This window comes from Flavobacterium sp. P1_E4 (assembly GCF_056405915.1).
This window is the reverse complement of the sequence record NZ_JBFUBE010000024.1, coordinates 1-22014: the sequence shown is the minus strand read 5'-3', so window position 1 is coordinate 22014 and position 22014 is coordinate 1. Positions and strand designations below refer to the sequence as shown.

The following is a 22014-nucleotide window of genomic DNA, read 5'->3' as shown; positions in this document are numbered from 1 at the left end:
ATGGTTCAATAAAAGTATATTTTTAAATAAATACATTCATAGCTAAATTTCATTACTTAGAATAAATACTAATGGATATAGAATACCTAGATTATGACAACTTGGACGATTTAATGCTTAATATAAATTATTTATTTAGATCTTATCCTGATTATATTTTTAGAGGCCAGAGTCAAGATGATTGGAAAATAGAATCTTCTCTAACACGTCTATTAAGAGAAAGTGAACTTGTGAAAGACTTTGATGTGTTTTATCAAAAACAACTATCCAATTTTAAATTCAAAGCTAGAGGTCTTGGACTAAGTTTGAAAAAAATGCATGAAGATGAAATTTGGGCAATTGGTCAACATCATGGGTTAGCAACCCCTCTGATTGATTGGACAAACTCTCCTTATGTAGCACTGTTTTTCGCATTGATTGGTGCAGAAAAATCAAAAACAGGAAAAAGAGCTATATATGCATTTAATCTACCAGATTTAAAACATTTTAAAGATGAAGATAAAGAAGTTGTTTCTTTAATTGAGCCCCTTGATGATAACAGAAGACTAGTAAGTCAACGAGGGCTGTTTTTAAAAATATCAATTAATGAAGACTTTGAAAATATAATTAAAAACCAACCAAAACAAGAGTGGATATCCTTTTACAAAATTACTTTTCCTGATTCTATAATTAATGAAGCCCTTTTGGGTTTAGATTTAATGAATATTAATTTTTCATCATTATATCCAGATTTCCAAGGTGCAAGTTTAGCATCTAATAATATTTTAAAACTTTATAACTTTATATCTGATTTGCAAGATCAAGATGAGTAGATTAACCGCACCCGACCGCGCAGATCTACGCAACGATAGCGCAGAATTGCCAACGTTTTCGTGATCGCAATGCCATTAAGTCAAGAGAAAAGCGTTGATTATATAAGGATTGTCGAGCTACTTGTGTGATCTCTCCTTCGTCGAGATGACAAACTTTATGGATGATGTAAACCTTTTCATTCCCATTTTGTCATTCCGACGAAGGAGGAATCACATAATATGAGAACGCAAGTAGTTCCCAACCGCGCAGATCTACGAAACGATAGTGCAGAATTGCCAACGTTTGCGTGAGCACAATGTCATTAAGTCAAGAGAAAAGCGTTGATTATATAAGGATTGTCGAGCTTCTTGTGTGATCTCTCCTTCGTCGAGATGACAAATTTTATGGATAATGCAAACCTATTTTCGTTCCGTTTTGTCATTCCGAGGTACGAGGAATCACATAAAGTATGTGACGCAATATGAAGTCCTTTCTATTAGTTACTATAAACTTGTGAATTTTGAAAGTATTATAATTGTATAAAATTATCGAAATATGATTGAATATACAGAAGGTTACCATAGCTATTATGTTTATATTATTACAAATAAATTTAGGTCAACTTATTATGTTGGTATGACAAATAATTTAGGGTTAAGATTGCAGCAACATAAAGAAAACATAGAAAAAGGAAATAAAACTTTTGCTTCAAAATATGGTATTGAATTTTTAGTCTATTACGAAAATTTCACATGGGTTGAGCAAGCTATCGCTAGAGAAAAAGAAATTAAGGGATGGAGAAGAGAGAAAAAACTAGATTTAATTCGTTCGTTTAATGATAATTTTGAATTTTTAAATTATCGTTTTGAAAGTAGAATTTGACACTTTATGTTATAGTCTTAATCGATAAAGAAATTGGTTTGAAGAAATAGATTGCGGAGTTACTTGTGTGATCTCTCCTGCGTCGAGATGACAACCTTTACGTATAACCTTGACCGCGCAGATCTACACAACGGTAGTCGATTTGCAATCCGTACCCATTCCAATTATCACGACTAATTTACTTTTCATATTTTCTTTCTTCGTTGATGTACTATGTGGGCACGATTATAAATCCACAATTACATTTTAAGAAGGGAGCGCCATAATAATATTAAGGCGTGCCTATCGATTGTGTAGGCGTCACCTTCATTTTTGATAGGCACGCCTACCACTTTAGTAGGCGCGCCTATCGATTTCATAGGTATCGCCTTTGATTTTGATAGGCTCGCCTATCAATTTTGCAGGCACCTCCTTTGATTTTAATAGGCGGGCCTATTGGATTGTTTAGGCGCGCCTTTGGTTTTGGTAGGTGCGCCTTTGGTTTTGGTAGGCAAGCTACCAAAACCTAGAGTGTCCAGTAAACTGTGTAAAGTCCAATAATGTTTAATTATCTAAAATTTCTCGTTTAGCCCCGATGGAAACGGCATCTCCCGATTTAGAAAAACAAGGCTTTTTAGCCGTAGTTTTTGTTAATCGGGAATTTAGCGGACAGCGGGACTAAAGATCTTATGAAAACTGTATTTTCTGCTCCTAAAAATAATCTCGCAATTCTACAGCTCCCAAAGAGTTCAATGGAAACATCTCTTCATAAAAAAACGAGACCATTTCTAAAAAGAAACAATCCCGTTTAATCAACTAAAAAAATCAGAGTATAATTTATCTGTGTGCCGCTGCAGAAACGTCAGCCCATTCCTCCCAGGTAGCAATTTTTTGTTCGTAGGTATGTTTAGCGAATGGCAAGGCAACTTTTCCTAAAAATAGACGCAAGGGTGGGTTTGCAGCTTCAACCAATTTAATGATCGCCGGAACTGTAGCACTTATTGTTCCGAAAGTATCAGGATCATGACCCTCTCCAATTGCTTTTTTTAGTCCATCATAAGCGTCGATGCTTTGGCTGTTGAATCCATTACCCCAAATATCCGTTACATAACCATTTGGCTCCAATAAAGTTACATTGATTCCGAATTGTTTTACCTCTGAAGCCAGCGTTTCAGTTAGACCTTCAACGGCAAATTTAGATGCATTGTATAGTCCTAAAACCGGTAAAGTGGCAATACCTAAAATAGAAGAAACCTGAATGATGTGACCGCTTTGCTGCTTTCTCATAATTGGCAGAACAGCCTGTGTTAGCCATAAAGTTCCGAAGAAATTGGTTTCGAATTGTGCTCTTGCTTCGCTTTCGCTGGCTTCTTCAACAGCACCGTTTAAAGCATAACCGGCATTGTTAATCAGGATATCAATTTTCCCGAAATACTCTTGCACTTTTTTGACTACTTCAAACGATTCTTCACGTTTGTTTACATCTAATTTTAGCGGTAAAATAGCATTTCCATATTGTGCTTTTAAGTCGGCTAAGGTGTCGATATTTCTTGCTGTTGCAGCTACCTGATATCCTTTTGCTAAAAATGCTTCTGCCCAGGCTCTTCCGAATCCTTTTGATGCTCCTGAAATTAAAATTGTTTTTGACATGTTTTCTAATTGTTGATTATTAATTATTAATGTTGTTACTATTATTTAATAAATGACCCTTCGGTCATATTTTTGATAAAAAAAATTAGAGGCTGTTTTCCTCTATCATTGATTTTAGAGTATTGGCTACTATTTTCATCTTATCATTATTGCCTGACATTCTTGAGATCAAATGACCGCCTTCCATCATGGCAACGATTACGGTGGCAAAATCGACTGCATTCCAGTCGGCTCTGAATTCAGAGTTGGCAATTCCTTTGTTTATGCTGGCTTCTAATATCTTCTGATTTAAATTGATACCCTTATTTATTTTTTCTTTTATAACAGGATTAGTGTCATCAGCCTCTGTTCCGAAATTCAATAAAGGACAACCTCCGGTAAGGGGCGGATTTACAGCATTACTGAAGAAATCGATATACGTAAACAACTCCTCTTTGGCTGTTTTGCTTTTGGCCAGTCTTGCCATCAATTTATCTCCCAATACTTTCATATTGTAATCTACAGCAGCGCAGGCAAGGACTTCTTTATTTTCAAAATGAACGTACATGCTCCCTTTAGACAATTTGGTAGCTTCCATAATATCACTCATAGCCGTTGCTGCAATCCCTTTTGTATTAAAAATCGGTGCTGCTTTTTCTATGATGAACTGTCTGGTTTCTTCGCCTTTTGCCATGATAATTGTTTCTTTACTTTCTATATTCAGAAGAATTACGATGCAAATATATGACCGATTGGTCATATATAAAAACTTTTTATCATTTATTTATGATAGCAGTTATTTTTACCCTGCTAGACGATGTCCTCTGATCAACAAAAAACACTTTTTAAAGTTATACGCTGTGCGAAGATAAATTCGTTTACTATTCTGTAATTTCTCGTTTAGCCCCGATGGAAGCGATATCCTTTTCCTGGCTTCTTTAGACAGGAAAAGATTTAGCGGACAGCGGGAGTGAATATGTTTATGAAAATGGATTTTCTGCTCCTAAAGCCTGTGAGCATTTAAAAAAGAATCAAACTTATAAAGTTTAGCAAAATGGCTATCACGCAGAACCTATTTATGGTAACACTTTTATCAAGCAAAAAAATAGATTACTTCCACAACAATCCTGTGAAAGACAAAATTGTGACTATTTTTCTTTACTTTGTGGGCACAGTTTATCGTTTTAAGGTCTTTTTCCTTCGTAAATTAACTGCATTGATAATTATAAAAATGACAAACAATAATACTAACGCGCTTGGAAAAGGATTTGACCGCATTACAGCTGTGTATGATATTGTGGTATCTATTTGTTCATTCAATAGGATCAATAAAAGTCAATTGGCATTTCTATCGCATCTCTCAACTCAAAAAACAGGTTTAATATTGGGCGGTGGCACCGGTTATTTTTTACAGAAAGTACTAGATCAAAATAAGGAGATACATATAACTTATGTTGATGCTTCGGCAAAGATGATTGAGTTTGCCAAAAAACGCATCAAAGAAAAAAGACCTGATTCTTTTCATCGGGTAACATTTACTTGCTTAGGCGTTGAAGATCTTGAATGGCAGACTTATGATCTTATTGTCTGCAATTATTTTTTAGATCTGTTTGATAACGCTTTTGTACAAATGCTGGCTGAAAAATTCAAACAAAATTTAAACACAAAAGGCTTATTATACATAACAGATTTCAATATACCGGAAACAAATGGCTTCATGAAATGGAGTACACAAATGGGTTTAAAAGTCCTGTATTTACTCTTTCGATGGGCCACACAACTGCAAACCAAACAACTCCCAGAGACAGAAATGCTTCTGAAAGAACAATGTTTTTCTAGTACACATTCAAAATATTTTTTGAACGGAATATTAGCTTGTCGTTTATATAAAATAGTTACTTAGAAATGGCTCTTTTGAAAAAAATGAAAAAAATATCGATTCTGAAACGCTTGTTTCAAAAATAGTTTTACATTTGCAAAATAATAATGAAGTCTTATGGCTCGATGTGTAGAATTTAACGAGGTCGAAAAAATTGAAAAAGCAATGAATGTCTTTTGGGAAAAAGGATATAATGCTACTTCTATGCAGGACTTAGTGGATGCCATGCAGATCAACAGAAGCAGTTTGTACAACACCATTGGCGACAAGCATCAATTATTTATGAAATGCATTGGCAATTATTTTGATAATGCCATGTGTGAAGTAAGAGAAAAAGTAGCCAAGGAAACATCGGCCAAACAAGCATTGATTAAATTAATTACTGATAAAGCAGAGTGGATTGTATCCTGTGATAAAGGCTGTTTGGGAATGAAAACGATTTTCGAAATTGCACCGGAGGACACCATCGTCCGAAATGTAATGAGTAAAAACAATGATATTTTCATTGAATTTATGGCTACAATAGTTCAAAAAGCTATGGATGACAATGAAATGGATGACACAGAAGATGCAGCATTAATGGCTGAATATATTGCCACTTCTTTTACAGGATGGAAGCAATCGTACATTCTTCATGGAAATCCAATCAAAATCAAAAAAATGTCAGAATTCCTGATTAAAAATATATTTAAATAACGGTTTTTTTTTACCTAAATTCTGAAACGTTTATTTCAGAAAACAATATACAATAAGCATACCAATTTTTAAATTACAGCATTGATTCTGAAACGATTATTTCAGAATTATGACTGCAGCCAATTACTAACCTTTAAATAAAAAACACGATGAATTCTGAAACGTTTATTTCAAAAACAACTACAATATTTAAGACTAACTTAAAACTAATTCCTATCATGAAAAAAATCACCTTTTTAAGTTTAATGGCTGTATTTTTAATCAGCTGTGCAGATAAATCGCAGGCACCTGCCGCTGCGCCAGCTCCCCTCCTGCCCGTTATGGCAGTAACTACCGAAACCACTACGACTGATGCTGAATATCCTGCCGCCATACAAGGAACTGTGGATGTGGAAATCCGTCCTCAGGTAAGCGGGAACTTAGACCGAGTTTTGGTTGACGAAGGAGCCTATGTAACCAAAGGACAGACTCTATTCAAAATAAACGAACGCCCTTACCGCGAGCAATTAAACACAGCTTTGGCAAGTCTTCACGCAGCCGAAGCATCTTACATCAACGCTCAGCTTGAAGTTGATAAACTTACTCCGCTGGTTCAAAACAAAGTGGTTTCTGATTATCAATTGAAATCGGCTAAAGCTTCCCAGAAAATTGCCGCTGCCAATATCGAACAGGCGAAAGCAATTGCCGCATCGGCAAAAATCAATTTAGGATACACTAATATTACAGCTCCCGTAAATGGCTACATCGGAAGATTGCCTAAAAAACAAGGAAGCTTGGTTTCTGCAACAGATGTTGACGCACTAACAACTCTTTCGGATGTTCAGGAAGTATATGCTTATTTTTCGTTGAGTGAAACTGACTTCATCCAATTTAAATCAAAATATGCCGGAAACAGCATTGGTGACAAAATCAAAAAACTGCCTCCTGTTACTTTGATCTTAGCAGATAACAGTGCTTATCCACAAACGGGAAAAATTGACATGGTCGATGGACAATTTGATAAAACCACTGGAGCCATTACTGTAAGAGCGACATTCCCAAATCCATACAAAACGTTGCGTTCAGGAAACACAGGAAAAATCCGTTTGGGCTTGCAGCATGACGATGCTATTTTGGTACCGCAATCGGCTACAATAGAAATGCAGGATAAAGTTTTTGTATTTACTGTAAGCAAAGAAAACAAGGTCACCAAAATGCCGATTACTGTTATTGGAAAAAGCGGTGTAAACTACCTCATCAAAGACGGCGTAAAAACAGGTGATCAAATTGTATTAAGCGGTATCGACAAACTTCAGGAAGGACAAGTGATTCAGCCTGAGAAATCAGCAACTAAAATTGCTCAAATCATTAACAAAAAATAATTTTCACAGATGTTCAAAATATTTATACAAAGACCCGTACTGGCAACCGTTATCTCCATTTTACTGGTGATATTAGGAGTACTTGGACTTACGAAATTGCCTTTACAACAGTTTCCTGACATTGCGCCTCCCTCGGTTTTGGTCACGGCGGTTTATCCGGGAGCCAACGCAGAGACGGTGTTGCGATCTGTTGCGCCATCGCTGGAAGAATCTATAAATGGTGTGGAGAATATGACTTATATGAGCTCGACTGCCAGTAACGATGGTACGCTTGCGATTACGGTCTTCTTCAAATTGGGAACCGATGCCGATCAGGCTGCAGTGAATGTGCAGAACAGAGTGGCTCAGGCTACAAGTCAATTGCCTGCAGAAGTCGTACAGCAAGGAGTTATTACTGCTAAACAGCAAAACAGTTTTATCATGGCAATCGGTATGTACACCGACGATGAAGCCAAATATGACCAAACGTTTGTTGCCAATTATGCTCAAATCAATATTATCCCTGAAATCAAACGTATTCCAGGAGTTGGTGCTGCCAGTATTTTTGGAGGTGTAAAAGATTACTCTATGCGCGTTTGGCTGAATCCAACTCAAATGTCCACTCATAATGTGACGCCAAATGAAGTAATGGCTGCGATTCAGGACAAAAGTTTGGAAGCTGCTCCAGGTAAATTTGGAGAAAGAAGCACCGAAGTTTTCGAATATGTGATTAAATACAAAGGAAAACTAACCAAACCAGAAGATTATCAAAATATTGCCATTCGTTCCAATTCTGATGGTTCCATACTTCGATTAAAAGATGTGGCAAGAGTGGAACTTGGCGCCTACTCCTACAACAGTTTAACACGCTTGAATGGTAAAAAAGGAATTGTAATTGGTGTCATTCAGCTGGCGGGTTCTAACTCGAATGATATTCAGATTGCGATTAACAAACTGATGGTTAAAGCTTCTAAAGATTTTCCTACCGGAATAAAACACAATATTTTCTACAGCACAAAAGTTTCTCTTGATCAGTCTATTGAACAAGTAGAACACACTTTATTGGAAGCTTTTATATTGGTATTTATCGTTGTATTTATCTTCCTTCAAGATTTTAGATCGACATTAATCCCCGCAATTGCTGTACCAGTAGCGATTTTAGGAACGTTCTTCTTTATGCAGTTGTTCGGATTTTCGATAAATCTTTTAACGCTTTTTGCTTTAATCCTGGCGATTGGTATTGTGGTCGATGATGCAATTGTCGTCGTCGAAGCCGTACACGCCAAAATGGAACACAAACATCTGTCTCCAAAAATAGCAACACACGAGGCGATGCACGAAATTACGGGTGCAATTATCTCGATTACTCTGGTAATGGCTGCGGTATTCCTGCCAGTTGGTTTTATGGAAGGTTCAACAGGAGTTTTCTACCGTCAGTTTGCTTTCACGATGGCGATTGCTATTGTAATTTCAGCAGTTAATGCTTTGACATTGAGTCCTGCCCTAGCCGCTTTATTTTTAAAAGACAATCACGCTAACGGAGATGCTCCTTATCAGAAAAAAGGATTTAAAGAGAAATTCTTTACTGGATTCAACAATAGTTTTGAATCGTTAACCAACCGTTACGTTGGCGGGCTAAAGTTCTTAATTCGTAACAAATGGGTTAGTTTAGGAGGTTTGGCTTTAATTACAATTGCAACCATTGTAATGGTAAAAACGACTCCTTCAGGATTTATTCCAACAGAAGATCAAGGGTTTATTGCTATTGCAGTAAACACTCCTTCGGGAACTTCTCTTGACGGAACCCAAAAAGTAATGACTAAAGCAGAGAATACTTTAAGAGGTTTGGAATCTTCACGATTTGTAACTGCCATTTCAGGTTTTAACTTGTTGACCAACTCTACAAGCCCATCATCGGCAGTTGTTTTTGTATTGCTTAAACCAAATGAAGAACGCGGAAGTATTAAAAATATTGATGAAATAATGAATCAGGTTCGAGGCAAATTGGGCGCGATTTCAGAAGGCAGTTTCTTCGTATTTAGTTTCCCAACTGTACCCGGATTTAGCAATGTTGAAGCTTTGGACTTAGTATTACAGGATAAAACGGGTGGCAAGCTAGATAAGTTCAGTGGTATTTCACAGACCTTCATTGGAGAATTAATGAAACGCCCAGAAATTGCTGTTGCCTTTACCAGCTTCAAAGCTGATTATCCTCAATTGCAATTGGACATCAATGACGAGAAAGCCGATCAATTGGGTGTAAAAGTAAAAGACATACTGCAGACTATGCAGGCTTATTTTGGTAGCGCACAAGCATCCGACTTTAATCGATTCGGGAAATATTACAGAGTGGTTGTTCAGGCAGATATTGCCGACAGAGCAGACCCGACAGCTATTGACCGCGTATTTGTAAAAAACAAAAACGGCGAAATGGTTCCGATAAATACCTTGGTAAAACTAAGCCGTATTTATGGTTCTGAAACGGCTTCGAGATACAATTTGTTTAATTCTATTTCGGTGAATGCGATTCCGAAACCTGGATTTAGTTCTGGAGACGCCATCAAAGCAATCGAGGAAGTGGCAAAACAGCAATTGCCAGCAGGCTACAGTTATGAATTCTCAGGGCAAACCCGCGAAGAGATTTCTTCGGGAGGGCAATCAACGACGATTTTCCTATTGTGTTTGATATTCATTTACTTCCTACTTGCTGCACAGTACGAAAGTTACATTTTGCCATTAGCAGTAATATTTTCAATACCTGCTGGAATCTTTGGAGTATTTGTAGCCATTGGCTTGACCGGAATCGAAAACAACATTTATGTGCAGGTTGCTTTGGTAATGCTTATCGGATTACTTGCCAAGAATGCGATTCTGATTGTAGAGTTTGCTGTCCAAAAAAGAAAATCAGGACAGCCATTAGTCAAAGCATCAATAGACGCTGCCAAACTTCGTTTACGTCCAATTATTATGACATCACTGGCTTTCGTTGTTGGATTAATCCCAATGATGTACGCCACAGGTCCATCGGCTCAGGGTAACCACTCTATCAGTATTGGTGCCGCCGGAGGAATGGTTTCGGGAGTAATTCTAGGGTTGTTAATCATCCCTGTCTTATTCATCGTATTCCAATATTTACAAGAAAAAGTTACTGGAAAACCAGTAGCTGTAACTCATAACTACGAAAATAAAAATGGAAAATTACATCACAACAATTCTGGTGACAATCATCATCAGCCTCACGTACATAGCGTATAAAGTGTCAAAAGATCTTGAAAGTAAAAAAGATAGCTGTCCAGAAATTTAATTACGAAAAAGTAAAATGAAAAAGTATATAACCAAAACCGTGATGATCGCATTTTTGATCACCACAATAATATCCTGTACTGTTTCTAAGGATATTGAAACTCCAAAAAATGCATTTCCTGAGAATTTCAGGAATGCATCGGTTTCAAAAGATACTGCAAGTATCGGTGATTTGGAGTGGAAAAATTTCTTTACAGAAAAAGATATTATTCAGTTGATTGACAGCGCCGTGGTCAGAAACAATGATTTGCAGATTGCGACTAAAAACATCGAAATCGCGCAATACAAATTCACACAATCCAAATGGGGAAATGTACCGCAAGCCAATTTATTTGTGACTGCCAATACCAATAATCCTTCTGACAACAGTTTTACGGGAAGAACTCTGGATCAGGCATTAGGCGCAAAACATATTGATGATTTTTCGACTGGAGTTTCACTTTCGTGGGAAGCAGATATTTGGGGGAAAATCAAAAACCAGAAGAAAGGAGCTTTTGCTAATTATCTTCAATCGGAAGAAGTAAAAAAAGCACTGCAGACTACTATTGTGGCCAATGTTTCAAACGGTTATTACAATCTTTTGATGTTGGACGCACAATTAGAAATCGCCAAGAAAAATGTACAGTTAATAGATAGTACCACCACTATCATCAAATTGAAATTTGATGCAGGACAGGTTACTTCATTAGCTATTCAGCAATCGGAAGCACAGAAATTAAATGCGGCGCAATTGGTTCCTTTATTGGAACAAAACATTGCGATTCAAGAAAATGCTTTGAGCGTTTTGACAGGTTCATTTCCTAATTCGAAAAAAAGAAGCATAGCTCTTAGTGCTGTTGAAGTGAAAAATAATGCTTCAATCGGGATTCCGTCTTCAATAATAAGTCGAAGACCTGATGTGAAAAGCACTGAATTGGCTTTGAAATCAGCGAATGCAAATGTAGGCATCACAAAAGCCGATTTGTATCCTGCATTAAGAATTACAGCTCAAGGCGGATTAAATTCGTTTGAAAGCAGTAATTGGTTTAACATTCCGGCTTCATTGTTCGGAACTGTTGCCGGAGGTTTAACACAACCTTTGCTGAATAATAAAAAATTAAAAACGCAATATAATATCGCTGTAGCCGAAAGAGAAAAAGCAGTTTTAAATTTCAGACAATCTGTATTAGTTGCGGTTAGTGAAGTGTCCGATGCTTTGGTAAAAGTGGAGAAATTACATCAACAAGAATCCATTTTGCAAGAGCGTGTAAAAACCTTGCAACTAGCCATCAAAAATGCGAAAATGTTATTCAAAAACGGAATGGCAGAATACTTAGAAGTGTTATCTGCACAAGCGAGTTTGTTACAAAGCGAATTAGAATTAGCAAACATAAAAAGAGAACAATTATCTGCTAATACCGAATTGTATCGTGCATTGGGCGGAGGCTGGAGATAATATTTCTAACTGCGTGGTTATTGCTATGCGTTATAATGGGACACAGATGACACGGATTGAACAGATTGACACAGATTCTTTTTATGAAAAAAAGCCTGTTTTGCCTTTTGAATTTACCATAGCCAACGGTTTCAACCGTTGGATTCAATCGTTGGTTACATGCAATCGTTGCATTTTTAAAACGTTTCCCACGGTTGAAACCGCGGGCTATGGTTGAGATTCAGTCTTTTTTGAATGATTATAAAAATACCAAATGTTTTCTCTTAGCCCCGATTGCTTCGCCAGTTCGCTTCGCTCGTGTGTAGTGAAAATCCTTTTGTACCGGTGTTCGGTACAAAAGATTGCAACAGATAGCGGGACAACTGTTGATGAAATATCAAACGTTTCTGCTCCTAAAAATAAAAATTAATAAAATCTAAATTATAAAAAGTATGAGTACAGCTAATTTATTTACGCCTTTCAATCTGAAGACGCTAAATCTTAAAAATAGAATCGTAATGGCGCCAATGACGCGCTCTTTTTCTCCAAACGGAATTCCGACTGATGAAGTTGCTTCCTATTATCAAAAAAGAGCCGAAGGCGAAGTGGGTTTAATATTATCTGAAGGAACTGTCATCGACAGGCCTTCTTCATCCAATGATGGAAATGTTCCTCACTTTTATGGTGATGAAGCGCTAAAAGGATGGAAAAAAGTGATTGATAAAGTGCATGCAGGCGGGGGTCAAATGGGACCACAAATCTGGCATATGGGAATTATGGACAATCATCATTCGGGCTGGGTTCCGCCAGTTCCTTTTGAAGGTCCGTCTGGATTAAATCGTCCTGATTTCAATAACGGAAATACGATGTCCGAAAAAGATATTGAAGATACGATTATTGCTTTTGGAAAAGCTGCAGCTGATGCTAAAAGACTGGGCTTTGACACTATCGAAATTCACGGTGCGCACGGTTATTTAATTGACCAATTCTTTAGAGCTGAAACCAATTTACGTACTGATATTTACGGCGGAAAAACATTGAAGGAACGCAGTCGGTTTGCAATTGAAGTGGTGAAAGAAATCAGAAAACAAGTAGGAAATGATTTTGCTGTGATTATGCGTTTCTCTCAATTCAAACCTTCTGATTACAATTATAAACTGGCGAATACACCGCAGGAATTAGACGCTTGGCTTACACCTCTGGTTGATGCTGGAGTTGACATTCTGCATTGTTCACAACGCCGTTTCTGGGAACCCGAATTTGAAAAATCGGATTTGAATTTTGCGGGATGGGCAAAAAAAGTAACCGGAGCTCCAACCATTACCGTTGGTTCTGTTGGACTTTCTAGTGATTTCTTTGGTGCTTTTGCTGGCGAAAGTTCTCAGCCTGCCTCTTTGGATGAACTGACAAGACGTTTCGACAGAGGCGATTTTGATTTGGTTGCCGTTGGAAGACCTTTACTATCTGACCCAAACTGGACTGCAAAAATAAAATCCGGTGAAACGGATCAGCTTGTAGGATTCAGTAAAGAAGCTTTGAGCGAATTGGTTTTATAAAAAGATAACTTATTCTTTACCACAAATGGTAATTTTAGGATGCTGTTGAGCTAAATTTTTTATGAAAAACTAAATTTCTCGTTTAGCCCCGATGGGAGCGATATCCTTTTCCTGGCTCCTTTAGCCAGGAAAAGATTTAGTGGACAGCGGGACCGAATATGTTTATGAAAATGGATTTTCTGCTCCTAAAAAATTATAAAAACACTTTTGTTAATTCGCACAATATGAAATAATTAACCAAAAACTCAGTATCTTTATGTGCCTTGAAATAACATATTAAAATAATAATTTAAAATCTAATCGAATGGAAACCACAAATGTAAAAGCTTACGGTACTGTAGCTGCTGATGCCCCCCTAAAACAAATGGATATCCAACGCAGAAACGCAACTGCGAAAGATATTGAAATCGATATTTTGTATTGTGGCGTTTGTCACTCCGATTTGCATACCGCCAGAAATGACTGGGGATTTACGACTTATCCGACTGTTGTTGGTCACGAAATTGTTGGAAAAGTGACCAAAGTAGGAAGTGAAGTAACCAAACTAAAAGTGGGTGATTTTGCGGCTGTAGGTTGTTTGGTTGGTTCTTGTCACACTTGTGATAACTGCAAACACGATCTGGAACAATATTGCACGAACGGATGGATTGGTACTTATAACAGTCCCGACAAATATTTGGGAGGAATGACTTATGGAGGCTATTCGGAAAAAATTGTGGTTGAAGAACACTTCGTTCTGAAAGTACCTGCGAATCTTGATCTTGCCGCTACTGCGCCTTTGTTGTGCGCAGGAATTACGACTTGGTCACCGCTTCGTCACTGGAAAGTTGGGAAAGGAAGTAAAGTTGCCGTTGTAGGTTTAGGCGGATTGGGACATATGGCTATCAAACTGGCCAAAGGTTTGGGTGCAGAAGTTACCTTATTTTCAAGAACTCCCGGTAAAGAAAAAGATGCTTTGGATTTGGGCGCAGACTCTGTTATTATTTCAACTGACGATGTTCATATGGCTTCGGTAGGCGGAAAATTCGATTTAATTATTGACACCGTTCCGTATGTTCATGATGTAAATCCTTATGTTGGGACTTTGAACACCAACGGGACTTTAGTTTTGGTGGGCTATTTGGGTGGTTTGGAACCATTCTTAAATACTGTTCCGATGATAATGGGACGAAAATCGGTGGCAGGTTCTTTGATTGGCGGAATCGCTGAAACACAAGAAATGCTAGATTTTTGCGGTAAACACAACATTGTGTCCGAAATTGAATTAATCAAAATGCAGGACATCAACGAAGCCTATGAAAGAATGCTGAAAAGTGATGTTCGTTACCGTTTTGTAATTGATATGGCTTCACTTAAAGGATAATCTAAGATACTAAGTTTCTGAGATTCTAAGTTGCTTAGATTTTTTTACTCATAGTAACTTAGAATCTTAGTGTCTTAGAAACTATAAAATAAAAAAATATGACCACAACAGATAAAATAGAACAAAACCCTCTTTTCCCTCAAGGCGATAAAGCAAATCCTGATTATTTTACGGGAAATGCCTGGGTTAAATTATTGGTGAATGAAAATGAATTCAATAGTGTAATTGGTAATGTGACCTTTGAAGCGGGAGCCAGAAATAATTGGCATACACATCCGGGAGGCCAAATCCTTATCGTAACCGACGGAATTGGCTATTATCAGGAAAAAGGCAAACCGATACAGTTGATTCAAAGAGGTGATGTAATTAAGATACCCGCCGATGTTAAACATTGGCACGGTGCTTCAAGAGATAATGCACTAACCCATATAGCGATTACTGCTGCAACCTCAAAAGGAGCTGTTGATTGGCTAGAGAGAGTAACCGATGAGGAATTCAATAGTTTCAATCACTAAATAACAATCAATTATTTTTGAATATTTTACTACTCCAAAAACGTTATTACTAAAGATTTAAGTAATAACGTTTTTTGTATTTTAAACAACTTAAATGCTCATTCAATTACTTCATAGGTGTTTACAGGCACTGATTTATTTTTCAGAACATATTCACCATTAAGTTCGCACTTAAAAGATTCTTTGGCAATATTAAAAACCGCTTCTGAAATAAGAATCTGCCCTGGTTTGGCAACACTTTGCAACCTTTGTGCCGTATTTACTGCATCTCCAATAACAGTGTAATCAAATCGCTTTAAAGATGCTGAACCAATATTTCCGGAGACCATTTCCCCAGAGTTGATACCAATTGAAATTTCCGGCTTGTATTTTTTGTCCCCTACTATTATTTCTTCGCTATTTTTAATTTGATTTTTTAAAGCGAGTCCGGCATCAATAGCTCTATCCAGATGATATTTTCCTCTAAAAACAGCCATAACTGCATCTCCCATAAATTTATCTACATGTCCTTCCTGTGCTATAATTTCTTTTACGATTGTATCAAATAATCCGTTAAGTAAATTCACGACTGTATTTGCCGGGAATTGCTCTGTAATTGTAGTAAAACCGCATACGTCTATAAAAAGCACTGTTGCCTCCAACATTTCATTTTTAAGAAGACTACTCTCAAATTCCTTATTGGTCATAAAATTAATTACGTTTTCATCAACATACATCTTGAGAATATTATTCTCTTTGATTGCATTTATCGTTTCTTGCAATTGTCTGACATGCAGTATGGTTTTCTCCATGGTTAAGTCAAGATCATCAAAATCAACGGGTTTACAGACAAAATCAAACGCACCTCTATTCATAGCTGTCCTTATATTTTGCATATCGCCATAAGCAGACACCATAACTGCTTTCAACATCGGGTTGGCCTCGGGCAATCTGCTCAATAAAGTTAGTCCGTCCATTATTGGCATATTAATATCACTCAATATTATATCTAAGTCTGGATGTTCCGAAACTTTCTGCAAAGCCTCTTCCCCATTCTGTGCAAAAATAAATTCGTAAACATTTTCCCGAATCTTTTTTCTGAACTTTTGCTTTACCAGAATCTCTAAATCTGCTTCGTCATCAACTACAAGTATCTTAGCCATTGTCCATGATTTTTTTTAGTTTCTCTTTCAATACATTAAAATCCAATGGTTTTGTCAAAAAATCATTCGCCCCGTTTTCCATAGATTGTTTGTAATTTTCTTCGTCCCCATAAGCGGTAATCATCATCACTACAGGCTGTGGTCCATGAAAATCATGTCGTATTCTCGACAAAAGTTCTATCCCGCTCATTCCTGGCATATTTATATCCGAAAGAATCAACACTACTTCCGAAGATTTGCCTTTAAGGTAATCTAATGCTTCTTCCCCTGAAAGGGCAAAGTCAAACTCAAAATCATGATGACGCAATTCTTTGCGAAAATGTTGCAAGAAAAGCGGTTGTATATCGGCTTCATCGTCTACTACCAGTATCTTCATTTAAACTTGTTTTAAATTATTATTAATATTCAAAAACAACTAATAACTATTAATTTTCAACTACTTACATCTTTATAAATTTACAAATTTTATCATTTGAATTTTATACTTTTATCCAATTGGAAGCAAAATCGTAAAGACAGTATAATCATTTTCCAAACTATCAACTGTAATTGTTCCACCGTGCGCTTTTACCACTATGTCATAACTCAATGACAAGCCTAAACCAGTTCCTTCCCCAGTGGGTTTGGTGGTAAAAAATGGCTGCATAATTTTGTCTTTGATGGCTTCCGGAATCCCTATGCCATTGTCTTTTACCGTTATTTCAATTCCTTTATCTTTTAATGCAGTCTTCACACTAACCATTGGTTTGTATGCCTCCCCCGATTTTTTCTGCTTTTGGTGTGTTGCGTAGAAAGCATTTGTGAATAAATTCAATAATACACGGCCAATTTCTTGTGTCAATACATTTATTTTAGGTAGGTTTTCATCAAAATCGGTAACTAGGTCGGCATTAAAGCTTTTATCTTTGGCCCGAAGTCCATGATAGGCAAGCCGAAGATATTCATCCGCTAATTTGTTGATGTTAGTGGGTTCTTTTACATTATTTCCAATTCGGCTGTGTTGCAGCATTCCTTTTACAATACTGTCGGCACGTTTACCATGATAATTTATTTTTTCCAGGTTTTTTTTGATGTCGTTTGCAATGTTTTTCACTTCTTCAAAATCTCCTTTTTCAATTTCTTCATTCATCTCTTCTAACAATTCACTACTCACTTCGCTAAAATTATTGACAAAGTTTAATGGGTTCTGAATTTCATGCGCAATACCAGCTGTGAGTTCACCAAGGGAAGCCATTTTCTCGGATTGAATTAGCTGGTTCTGTGTGGTTTTTAATTCATTGAGGGCTTTTTCGGCTATTTTGCGTTGATTGTTAATCTCCTTTTTTTGCTGCTGCAAAAGAGCATTGGCTTTCTGTTTATGCTGATTGTTTCGGTAGAGCAACAACATTACTACTATAGCTGATATCAAAGCTCCTGTAATACTAAAAATCCATAGACGCTGATTCTTGTTTTCGGCTTCTTTGTCTAATCTTTGTTTTTCTATTTTTTCTATTTCCTTATTGCTTTTTTCAAGAATTGATTGAATCTCAACATTGGCAAGATTGTTTCTAGCTTCTAAGTCATCAGACGCATCTTTTAAGTGCTGATAGATCTTAAGGTATTTTAAAGCTTCTCCTGTCTGTCCCATTTTTTCATAAATACGGGACAGCAGTAAACTCGAGTTTAACTCAATACCTCTATTAATATACGTTCTGGATGCAACAAAGGCAAGGAGACCATTTTCAATAGCTTTTGGCAAATTGTTTAGTTTTTCATAGCACATCGCTAAATTACAATAGCTAAATTGTGAGTCAATCTTAGAGTGTTTTAAAGACAGACTAAGTGATTTATTAAAAAAGGGGATAGCAGCTGCATAATTGCCCTGAGTCATTTCAATCTGCCCTTTTGCATCATAATTTTTGGCCAATAACCAAGGTGCGTGATCCTTTCTTGGGTCTTGTAAAGCAAGTGCCATATATTTCCTGGCTTCATCATACCTTTTTAGCCCAATTAACGTAAAAACCATATTACCGTAAACGTCATAAATTTGAACAGTATCATTCATTTTTTTTAGTAGGTTTTCAGATTTGATAAAATACTGTAAAGTTTTAGATTGATTGTTCATATCCGAATAACTAAATGCTATCGAACGATATATTTCCACAAGCTTACCTACATCATTTGTATTTATTTCCTCCTCCAACGTAGAAGTACTTTTTAAATAATAGTCAATAGCCAAACTAGATCGACCACTCTGAAAATAATAATCCCCCATAGCAATAGATAAAAGTGCAATTAATTTTTTATCCTTAATAGTTGAAATCATTTTTATCAATTCCACTTCTATCTTTTGGGCTTCTTCCTGTTTTCCTTCACTAATTAGATCAAACATAATATAACTTGATACTTGAAAAACAGGGAAAGTTTGTTTCAGATCTTTAAACAATGAAAGCGACTGATCTAATGTGTTTTTTAACTCTTTTCTTCTTCCCAGCATAAAATAACTATCAGTCATTAAAATGCAAATATTTGCCTGCATTTCCTTATCTCTTACTTTTTCAAAATAATGAAGTGCTACTGTAAGCTTAAGCAGTATTTTTTCTTGATTCAAATTGTTAGGCCAGGCCAACCTTTTTGAATTTGGAATCCGAAAATTTTCGTCCTTTTCCAATTCTGTAGAAAGCCAATCTGCCTTTTTCCAATAGTAAAATGAAAAAGGACTATCTCTATGAAAATCACCCATTGTACTGTAATACAAAACTTCCCCATTTCTGTAATGTATTTTTTTGGAGAGTTCTCTTGCCTGTTTGGTTGCGATAAGTCCCTTTTTAAATTCCAGTCCGTGATTAGAAAATCGGGCAAACTGATATAACCAGAGCACTTTTTGCTCGTCATTAATTCTATGTTTCATCAAAAGCCGTTGTACACTATCGGCTTCGAAATTATATTTCACGGTAGTTTGTTGCGCATACAGAGAACCAACTGAAATGACAATTACAAGAACCATTAACGAATACATTTTCATCTTACAGTTTATTATCGATTAAACAAATGATAAATTCCGATCCTTCTCCTTCTTTTGTTTTCACTTTCAAATCTCCATTGTGTGCCTTCACTATGTCATAACTCAAAGACAACCCCAATCCAGTTCCTTGCCCGGTGGGTTTGGTGGTAAAAAAAGGCTGAAAAATTTTGTCCAATACTTTTTGCGGAATACCAGTGCCGTTATCCTTTACACTCACCTCAACTTTGTTCCCTGTTTTTTGAGTTTTGATTGTAACAATTGGTTCATAATTATCCACACCTAACTTTTTCTTCTCTGTGACAACATAAAACGCATTAGTAATTAAATTTAAAATCACTCTTCCCATATCTTGCGGAATGACATTAATATTGCCAATAGTTTCATCAAAATCCGWTTTAATAGTTGCATTAAATGATTTGTCTTTGGCCCGAAGTCCGTGATAAGCTAATCGCAAATATTCATCGGCTAGTTTATTKATATCCGTGGGTTCCATTTGTCCAGAACTGGCAYGKGAATGCTGTAACATGTCTTTTACAATACTGTCAGCCCGTTTGCCATGAAGGTTTATTTTTTCCAGATTTTTACTGATATCTTCTAAAATTTCATCAACCAATTTTTCATTTCTCTCCCCATTACTCTTTCCTCTTTCCTCCTGAATTTCTTTAATGAGTTCGTTGCTTACTTCAGCGAAATTATTCACAAAGTTTAACGGATTCTGGATTTCATGGGCAATCCCTGCGGTGAGTTCACCAAGCGAGGCCATTTTTTCGGATTGGATGAGCAGGTTCTGTGTGGATTTTAATTTATTGAGTGTTTTTTCGGCAATCGTTCGTTGATTGTCAATCTCATTTTTTTGCTGTTGCAAAAGGGCATTGGCTTTCTGTTTATGTTGATTGTTTCGGTAGAGCAACATCATCAGTACTATGGCAGACATCAATGCTCCTGTTATACTAAAAATCCATAAACGCTGATTTTGGTTTTCGGCTTCTTTGTCTAATCTTTGCTTTTCAAGTTTTTCAATTTGTTGGTTGCTTTTTTCGAGAATTGACTGAATCTCCACATTAGCAAGGTGGTTTGTAGCATCTAAGTTATCAGACACATCTTTTAATTGCTGATAGATCTTTAGGTATTTAAAAGCTTCATTTTTCTGTCCCATTTGTTCATAAATACGGGACAGCAATAAACTCGATTTTAATTCAATACGTTTACTAGTATACGTTTTGGATGCACTGTAAGCAAGAAGGCCATTTTCAATAGCTTTTGGCAAATTGTTTGTTTTTTGATAGCACTCCGCCAAATAACAATAGATATAGGGTGATTCAATCTTAGTGTATTTTAAAAACAAATCGATTGATTTATTAAAAAAGGGAATAGCTGCTTCGTAATTGCTCTGCGACATTTCAATCTGACCCAATGCGTCATATTTTTTGGCCAATAACCATGGCGCTTGATCCTTTCTCGGATCTTGCAAAGCAAGCGCCACATATTTCCTTGCTTCATCATACCTTTTTAGTTGTATTAAAGGATAAACGATGCTAAAGTAGGCATGGTAAATTTGAACTGTGTTATTCATTTTTTTTAGTAGGCTTTCGGATTTGATATAATACTCCAAAGCTTTAGAATGATTGTACAAATTTTCATAATTCCCTGCGATTAAATTATAGATCTCAACGAGTAAATCTTTATCGCTTATATTTTGATCCTCCTCCAGAGCAGCAGCACTTTTTAAATAATATTCAATAGCCAAACTAAATCGACCACTTTCAGCGTAATTGTCCCCCATAGGAAGAGATAAAAGCGCCGTTAACTTTTTATCCTTAATAGTAGAAATCATCTTTACCAATTCAATTTCTATCTTTTGGGCTTCTTCCTGTTTTCCTTCATTTAGTAAACCAGTCATCTTAAAACTAGACAGTTGGAAAACAAAAAAAGTCTGATTCAGTTCTTTAAAAAGTGACAGAGCCTTTTCTGCAGTCTTTTTTGCCTCTATTGCTCTTCCAAGCACAAAATAATTCCCAGCCATCATAGTACAAATATTTGCCTGCATTTCCTTATCCTTTTCTTTTTCAAAATGATGAAGTGCAGTTGTAAGCTGCCCCAGCACTTTTTCATGATTCAAATTGTTAGGCCATATCAACTTTTTTGAATTCAAAATACGGGTATTTTCCTTTTTTTCCTCTTCTGTAGAAAGCCAATCTGCCCGTTTCTGATAGTAAAATGAAAAAATACTATTTCCATATAAATCACACATTGTGCGGAAATATTGCACTTCTCCATTTTTGTACTGTAATTTTCTGGAGAGTTCTCTTGCCTGTTTGGTTGCAATAAGTCCCTTTTTAAATTCCAGTCCGTGATTAGAAAATCGGGCAAACTGATATAACCAGAGCACTTTTTGCTCGTCATTAATTCTATGTTTCATCAAAAGCCGTTGTACACTATCGGCTTCGAAATTATATTTCACGGTAGTTTGTTGCGCATACAGAGAACCAACTGAAATGACAATTACAAGAACCATTAACG

At 36.5% G+C, this 22014-nt stretch carries 16 protein-coding genes; 10 read left to right on the top strand and 6 right to left on the bottom strand.

The window, feature by feature from the left end; genetic code table 11:
* Positions 1 to 71: 71 nt before the first annotated feature.
* Both AC1DY0_RS16750 and AC1DY0_RS16745 read left to right on the top strand, forming a co-directional pair.
* Complete coding sequence (locus AC1DY0_RS16750; protein ID WP_477189730.1) at positions 72 to 812, top strand: FRG domain-containing protein; 741 nt, start codon at positions 72 to 74, stop codon at positions 810 to 812.
* Between the two features lie 535 nt (positions 813 to 1347).
* On the top strand, positions 1348 to 1674 hold the full coding sequence (locus tag AC1DY0_RS16745; protein ID WP_477189729.1) for a GIY-YIG nuclease family protein: 327 nt from the start codon (positions 1348 to 1350) through the stop codon (positions 1672 to 1674).
* Between the two features lie 816 nt (positions 1675 to 2490).
* On the opposite strand, the gene AC1DY0_RS16740 is transcribed toward AC1DY0_RS16745, so the two are convergent.
* Together AC1DY0_RS16740 and AC1DY0_RS16735 are read right to left on the bottom strand one after the other, a co-directional pair.
* A complete protein-coding gene (locus AC1DY0_RS16740; protein ID WP_477189728.1) occupies positions 2491 to 3303 on the bottom strand; it encodes an SDR family NAD(P)-dependent oxidoreductase in 813 nt (270 codons plus the stop codon).
* A gap of 85 nt (positions 3304 to 3388) precedes the next feature.
* Positions 3389 to 4042, bottom strand: a complete 654-nt coding sequence (locus AC1DY0_RS16735; RefSeq protein WP_477189727.1) for a TetR/AcrR family transcriptional regulator — start codon at positions 4040 to 4042, stop codon at positions 3389 to 3391.
* 369 nt (positions 4043 to 4411) lie between these two features.
* Between AC1DY0_RS16735 and AC1DY0_RS16730 the strand changes: the two genes are divergently transcribed.
* The 8 genes from AC1DY0_RS16730 (at position 4412) to AC1DY0_RS16695 (ending at position 15348) form a co-directional block, all read left to right on the top strand.
* Positions 4412 to 5185, top strand: coding sequence for a class I SAM-dependent methyltransferase (locus tag AC1DY0_RS16730; protein ID WP_477189726.1), 774 nt, complete (start codon positions 4412 to 4414; stop codon positions 5183 to 5185).
* A gap of 93 nt (positions 5186 to 5278) precedes the next feature.
* Entirely contained in the window at positions 5279 to 5857 is a 579-nt protein-coding gene (locus AC1DY0_RS16725; protein WP_477189725.1) for a TetR/AcrR family transcriptional regulator, read from the top strand.
* 218 nt (positions 5858 to 6075) lie between these two features.
* Positions 6076 to 7218, top strand: a complete 1143-nt coding sequence (locus tag AC1DY0_RS16720) for an efflux RND transporter periplasmic adaptor subunit (RefSeq protein WP_477189724.1) — start codon at positions 6076 to 6078, stop codon at positions 7216 to 7218.
* Positions 7219 to 7227: 9 nt separating this feature from the next.
* Positions 7228 to 10452, top strand: coding sequence for an efflux RND transporter permease subunit (locus AC1DY0_RS16715; protein ID WP_477189723.1), 3225 nt, complete (start codon positions 7228 to 7230; stop codon positions 10450 to 10452).
* A gap of 64 nt (positions 10453 to 10516) precedes the next feature.
* Positions 10517 to 11935, top strand: coding sequence for a TolC family protein (locus AC1DY0_RS16710; protein WP_477189722.1), 1419 nt, complete (start codon positions 10517 to 10519; stop codon positions 11933 to 11935).
* Between the two features lie 431 nt (positions 11936 to 12366).
* Positions 12367 to 13470: an NADH:flavin oxidoreductase gene (locus AC1DY0_RS16705; protein WP_477189721.1), complete on the top strand. Its 1104-nt coding sequence runs from the start codon at positions 12367 to 12369 to the stop codon at positions 13468 to 13470.
* Positions 13471 to 13774: 304 nt separating this feature from the next.
* Entirely contained in the window at positions 13775 to 14833 is a 1059-nt protein-coding gene (locus AC1DY0_RS16700) for an NAD(P)-dependent alcohol dehydrogenase (protein ID WP_477189720.1), read from the top strand.
* 98 nt (positions 14834 to 14931) lie between these two features.
* The gene (locus tag AC1DY0_RS16695) at positions 14932 to 15348 is read left to right on the top strand and encodes a (R)-mandelonitrile lyase (protein WP_477189719.1); all 417 of its coding nucleotides are present in this window, start codon (positions 14932 to 14934) and stop codon (positions 15346 to 15348) included.
* Positions 15349 to 15446: 98 nt separating this feature from the next.
* On the opposite strand, the gene AC1DY0_RS16690 is transcribed toward AC1DY0_RS16695, so the two are convergent.
* The 4 genes from AC1DY0_RS16690 to AC1DY0_RS16675 all read right to left on the bottom strand — a co-directional run.
* Complete coding sequence (locus tag AC1DY0_RS16690) at positions 15447 to 16490, bottom strand: adenylate/guanylate cyclase domain-containing protein (protein ID WP_477189718.1); 1044 nt, start codon at positions 16488 to 16490, stop codon at positions 15447 to 15449.
* Positions 16483 to 16866, bottom strand: coding sequence for a response regulator (locus tag AC1DY0_RS16685; RefSeq protein ID WP_477189717.1), 384 nt, complete (start codon positions 16864 to 16866; stop codon positions 16483 to 16485). Before AC1DY0_RS16685 ends, AC1DY0_RS16690 begins: the two co-directional genes overlap by 8 nt.
* Before the next feature lie 111 nt (positions 16867 to 16977).
* Complete coding sequence (locus AC1DY0_RS16680) at positions 16978 to 19494, bottom strand: tetratricopeptide repeat-containing sensor histidine kinase (RefSeq protein ID WP_477189716.1); 2517 nt, start codon at positions 19492 to 19494, stop codon at positions 16978 to 16980.
* 1 nt (position 19495) lies between these two features.
* Positions 19496 to 22014: ATP-binding protein (locus AC1DY0_RS16675; protein ID WP_477189715.1), on the bottom strand; the 2519-nt coding region annotated here is incomplete at its 5' end.

Excerpts from the sequence above, each read along its gene's own strand:
- AC1DY0_RS16690 (WP_477189718.1), bottom strand. The coding sequence starts at position 16,490 with ATGGCTAAGATACTTGTAGTTGATGACGAAGCAGATTTAGAGATTCTG.
- AC1DY0_RS16715 (WP_477189723.1), top strand. The coding sequence starts at position 7,228 with ATGTTCAAAATATTTATACAAAGACCCGTACTGGCAACCGTTATCTCC.
- AC1DY0_RS16680 (WP_477189716.1), bottom strand. The coding sequence starts at position 19,494 with ATGAAAATGTATTCGTTAATGGTTCTTGTAATTGTCATTTCAGTTGGT.
- AC1DY0_RS16740 (WP_477189728.1), bottom strand. The coding sequence starts at position 3,303 with ATGTCAAAAACAATTTTAATTTCAGGAGCATCAAAAGGATTCGGAAGA.
- AC1DY0_RS16750 (WP_477189730.1), top strand. The coding sequence starts at position 72 with ATGGATATAGAATACCTAGATTATGACAACTTGGACGATTTAATGCTT.
- AC1DY0_RS16735 (WP_477189727.1), bottom strand. The coding sequence starts at position 4,042 with ATGACCAATCGGTCATATATTTGCATCGTAATTCTTCTGAATATAGAA.
- AC1DY0_RS16705 (WP_477189721.1), top strand. The coding sequence starts at position 12,367 with ATGAGTACAGCTAATTTATTTACGCCTTTCAATCTGAAGACGCTAAAT.
- AC1DY0_RS16745 (WP_477189729.1), top strand. The coding sequence starts at position 1,348 with ATGATTGAATATACAGAAGGTTACCATAGCTATTATGTTTATATTATT.
- AC1DY0_RS16695 (WP_477189719.1), top strand. The coding sequence starts at position 14,932 with ATGACCACAACAGATAAAATAGAACAAAACCCTCTTTTCCCTCAAGGC.
- AC1DY0_RS16725 (WP_477189725.1), top strand. The coding sequence starts at position 5,279 with ATGGCTCGATGTGTAGAATTTAACGAGGTCGAAAAAATTGAAAAAGCA.
- AC1DY0_RS16700 (WP_477189720.1), top strand. The coding sequence starts at position 13,775 with ATGGAAACCACAAATGTAAAAGCTTACGGTACTGTAGCTGCTGATGCC.
- AC1DY0_RS16710 (WP_477189722.1), top strand. The coding sequence starts at position 10,517 with ATGAAAAAGTATATAACCAAAACCGTGATGATCGCATTTTTGATCACC.
- AC1DY0_RS16720 (WP_477189724.1), top strand. The coding sequence starts at position 6,076 with ATGAAAAAAATCACCTTTTTAAGTTTAATGGCTGTATTTTTAATCAGC.
- AC1DY0_RS16685 (WP_477189717.1), bottom strand. The coding sequence starts at position 16,866 with ATGAAGATACTGGTAGTAGACGATGAAGCCGATATACAACCGCTTTTC.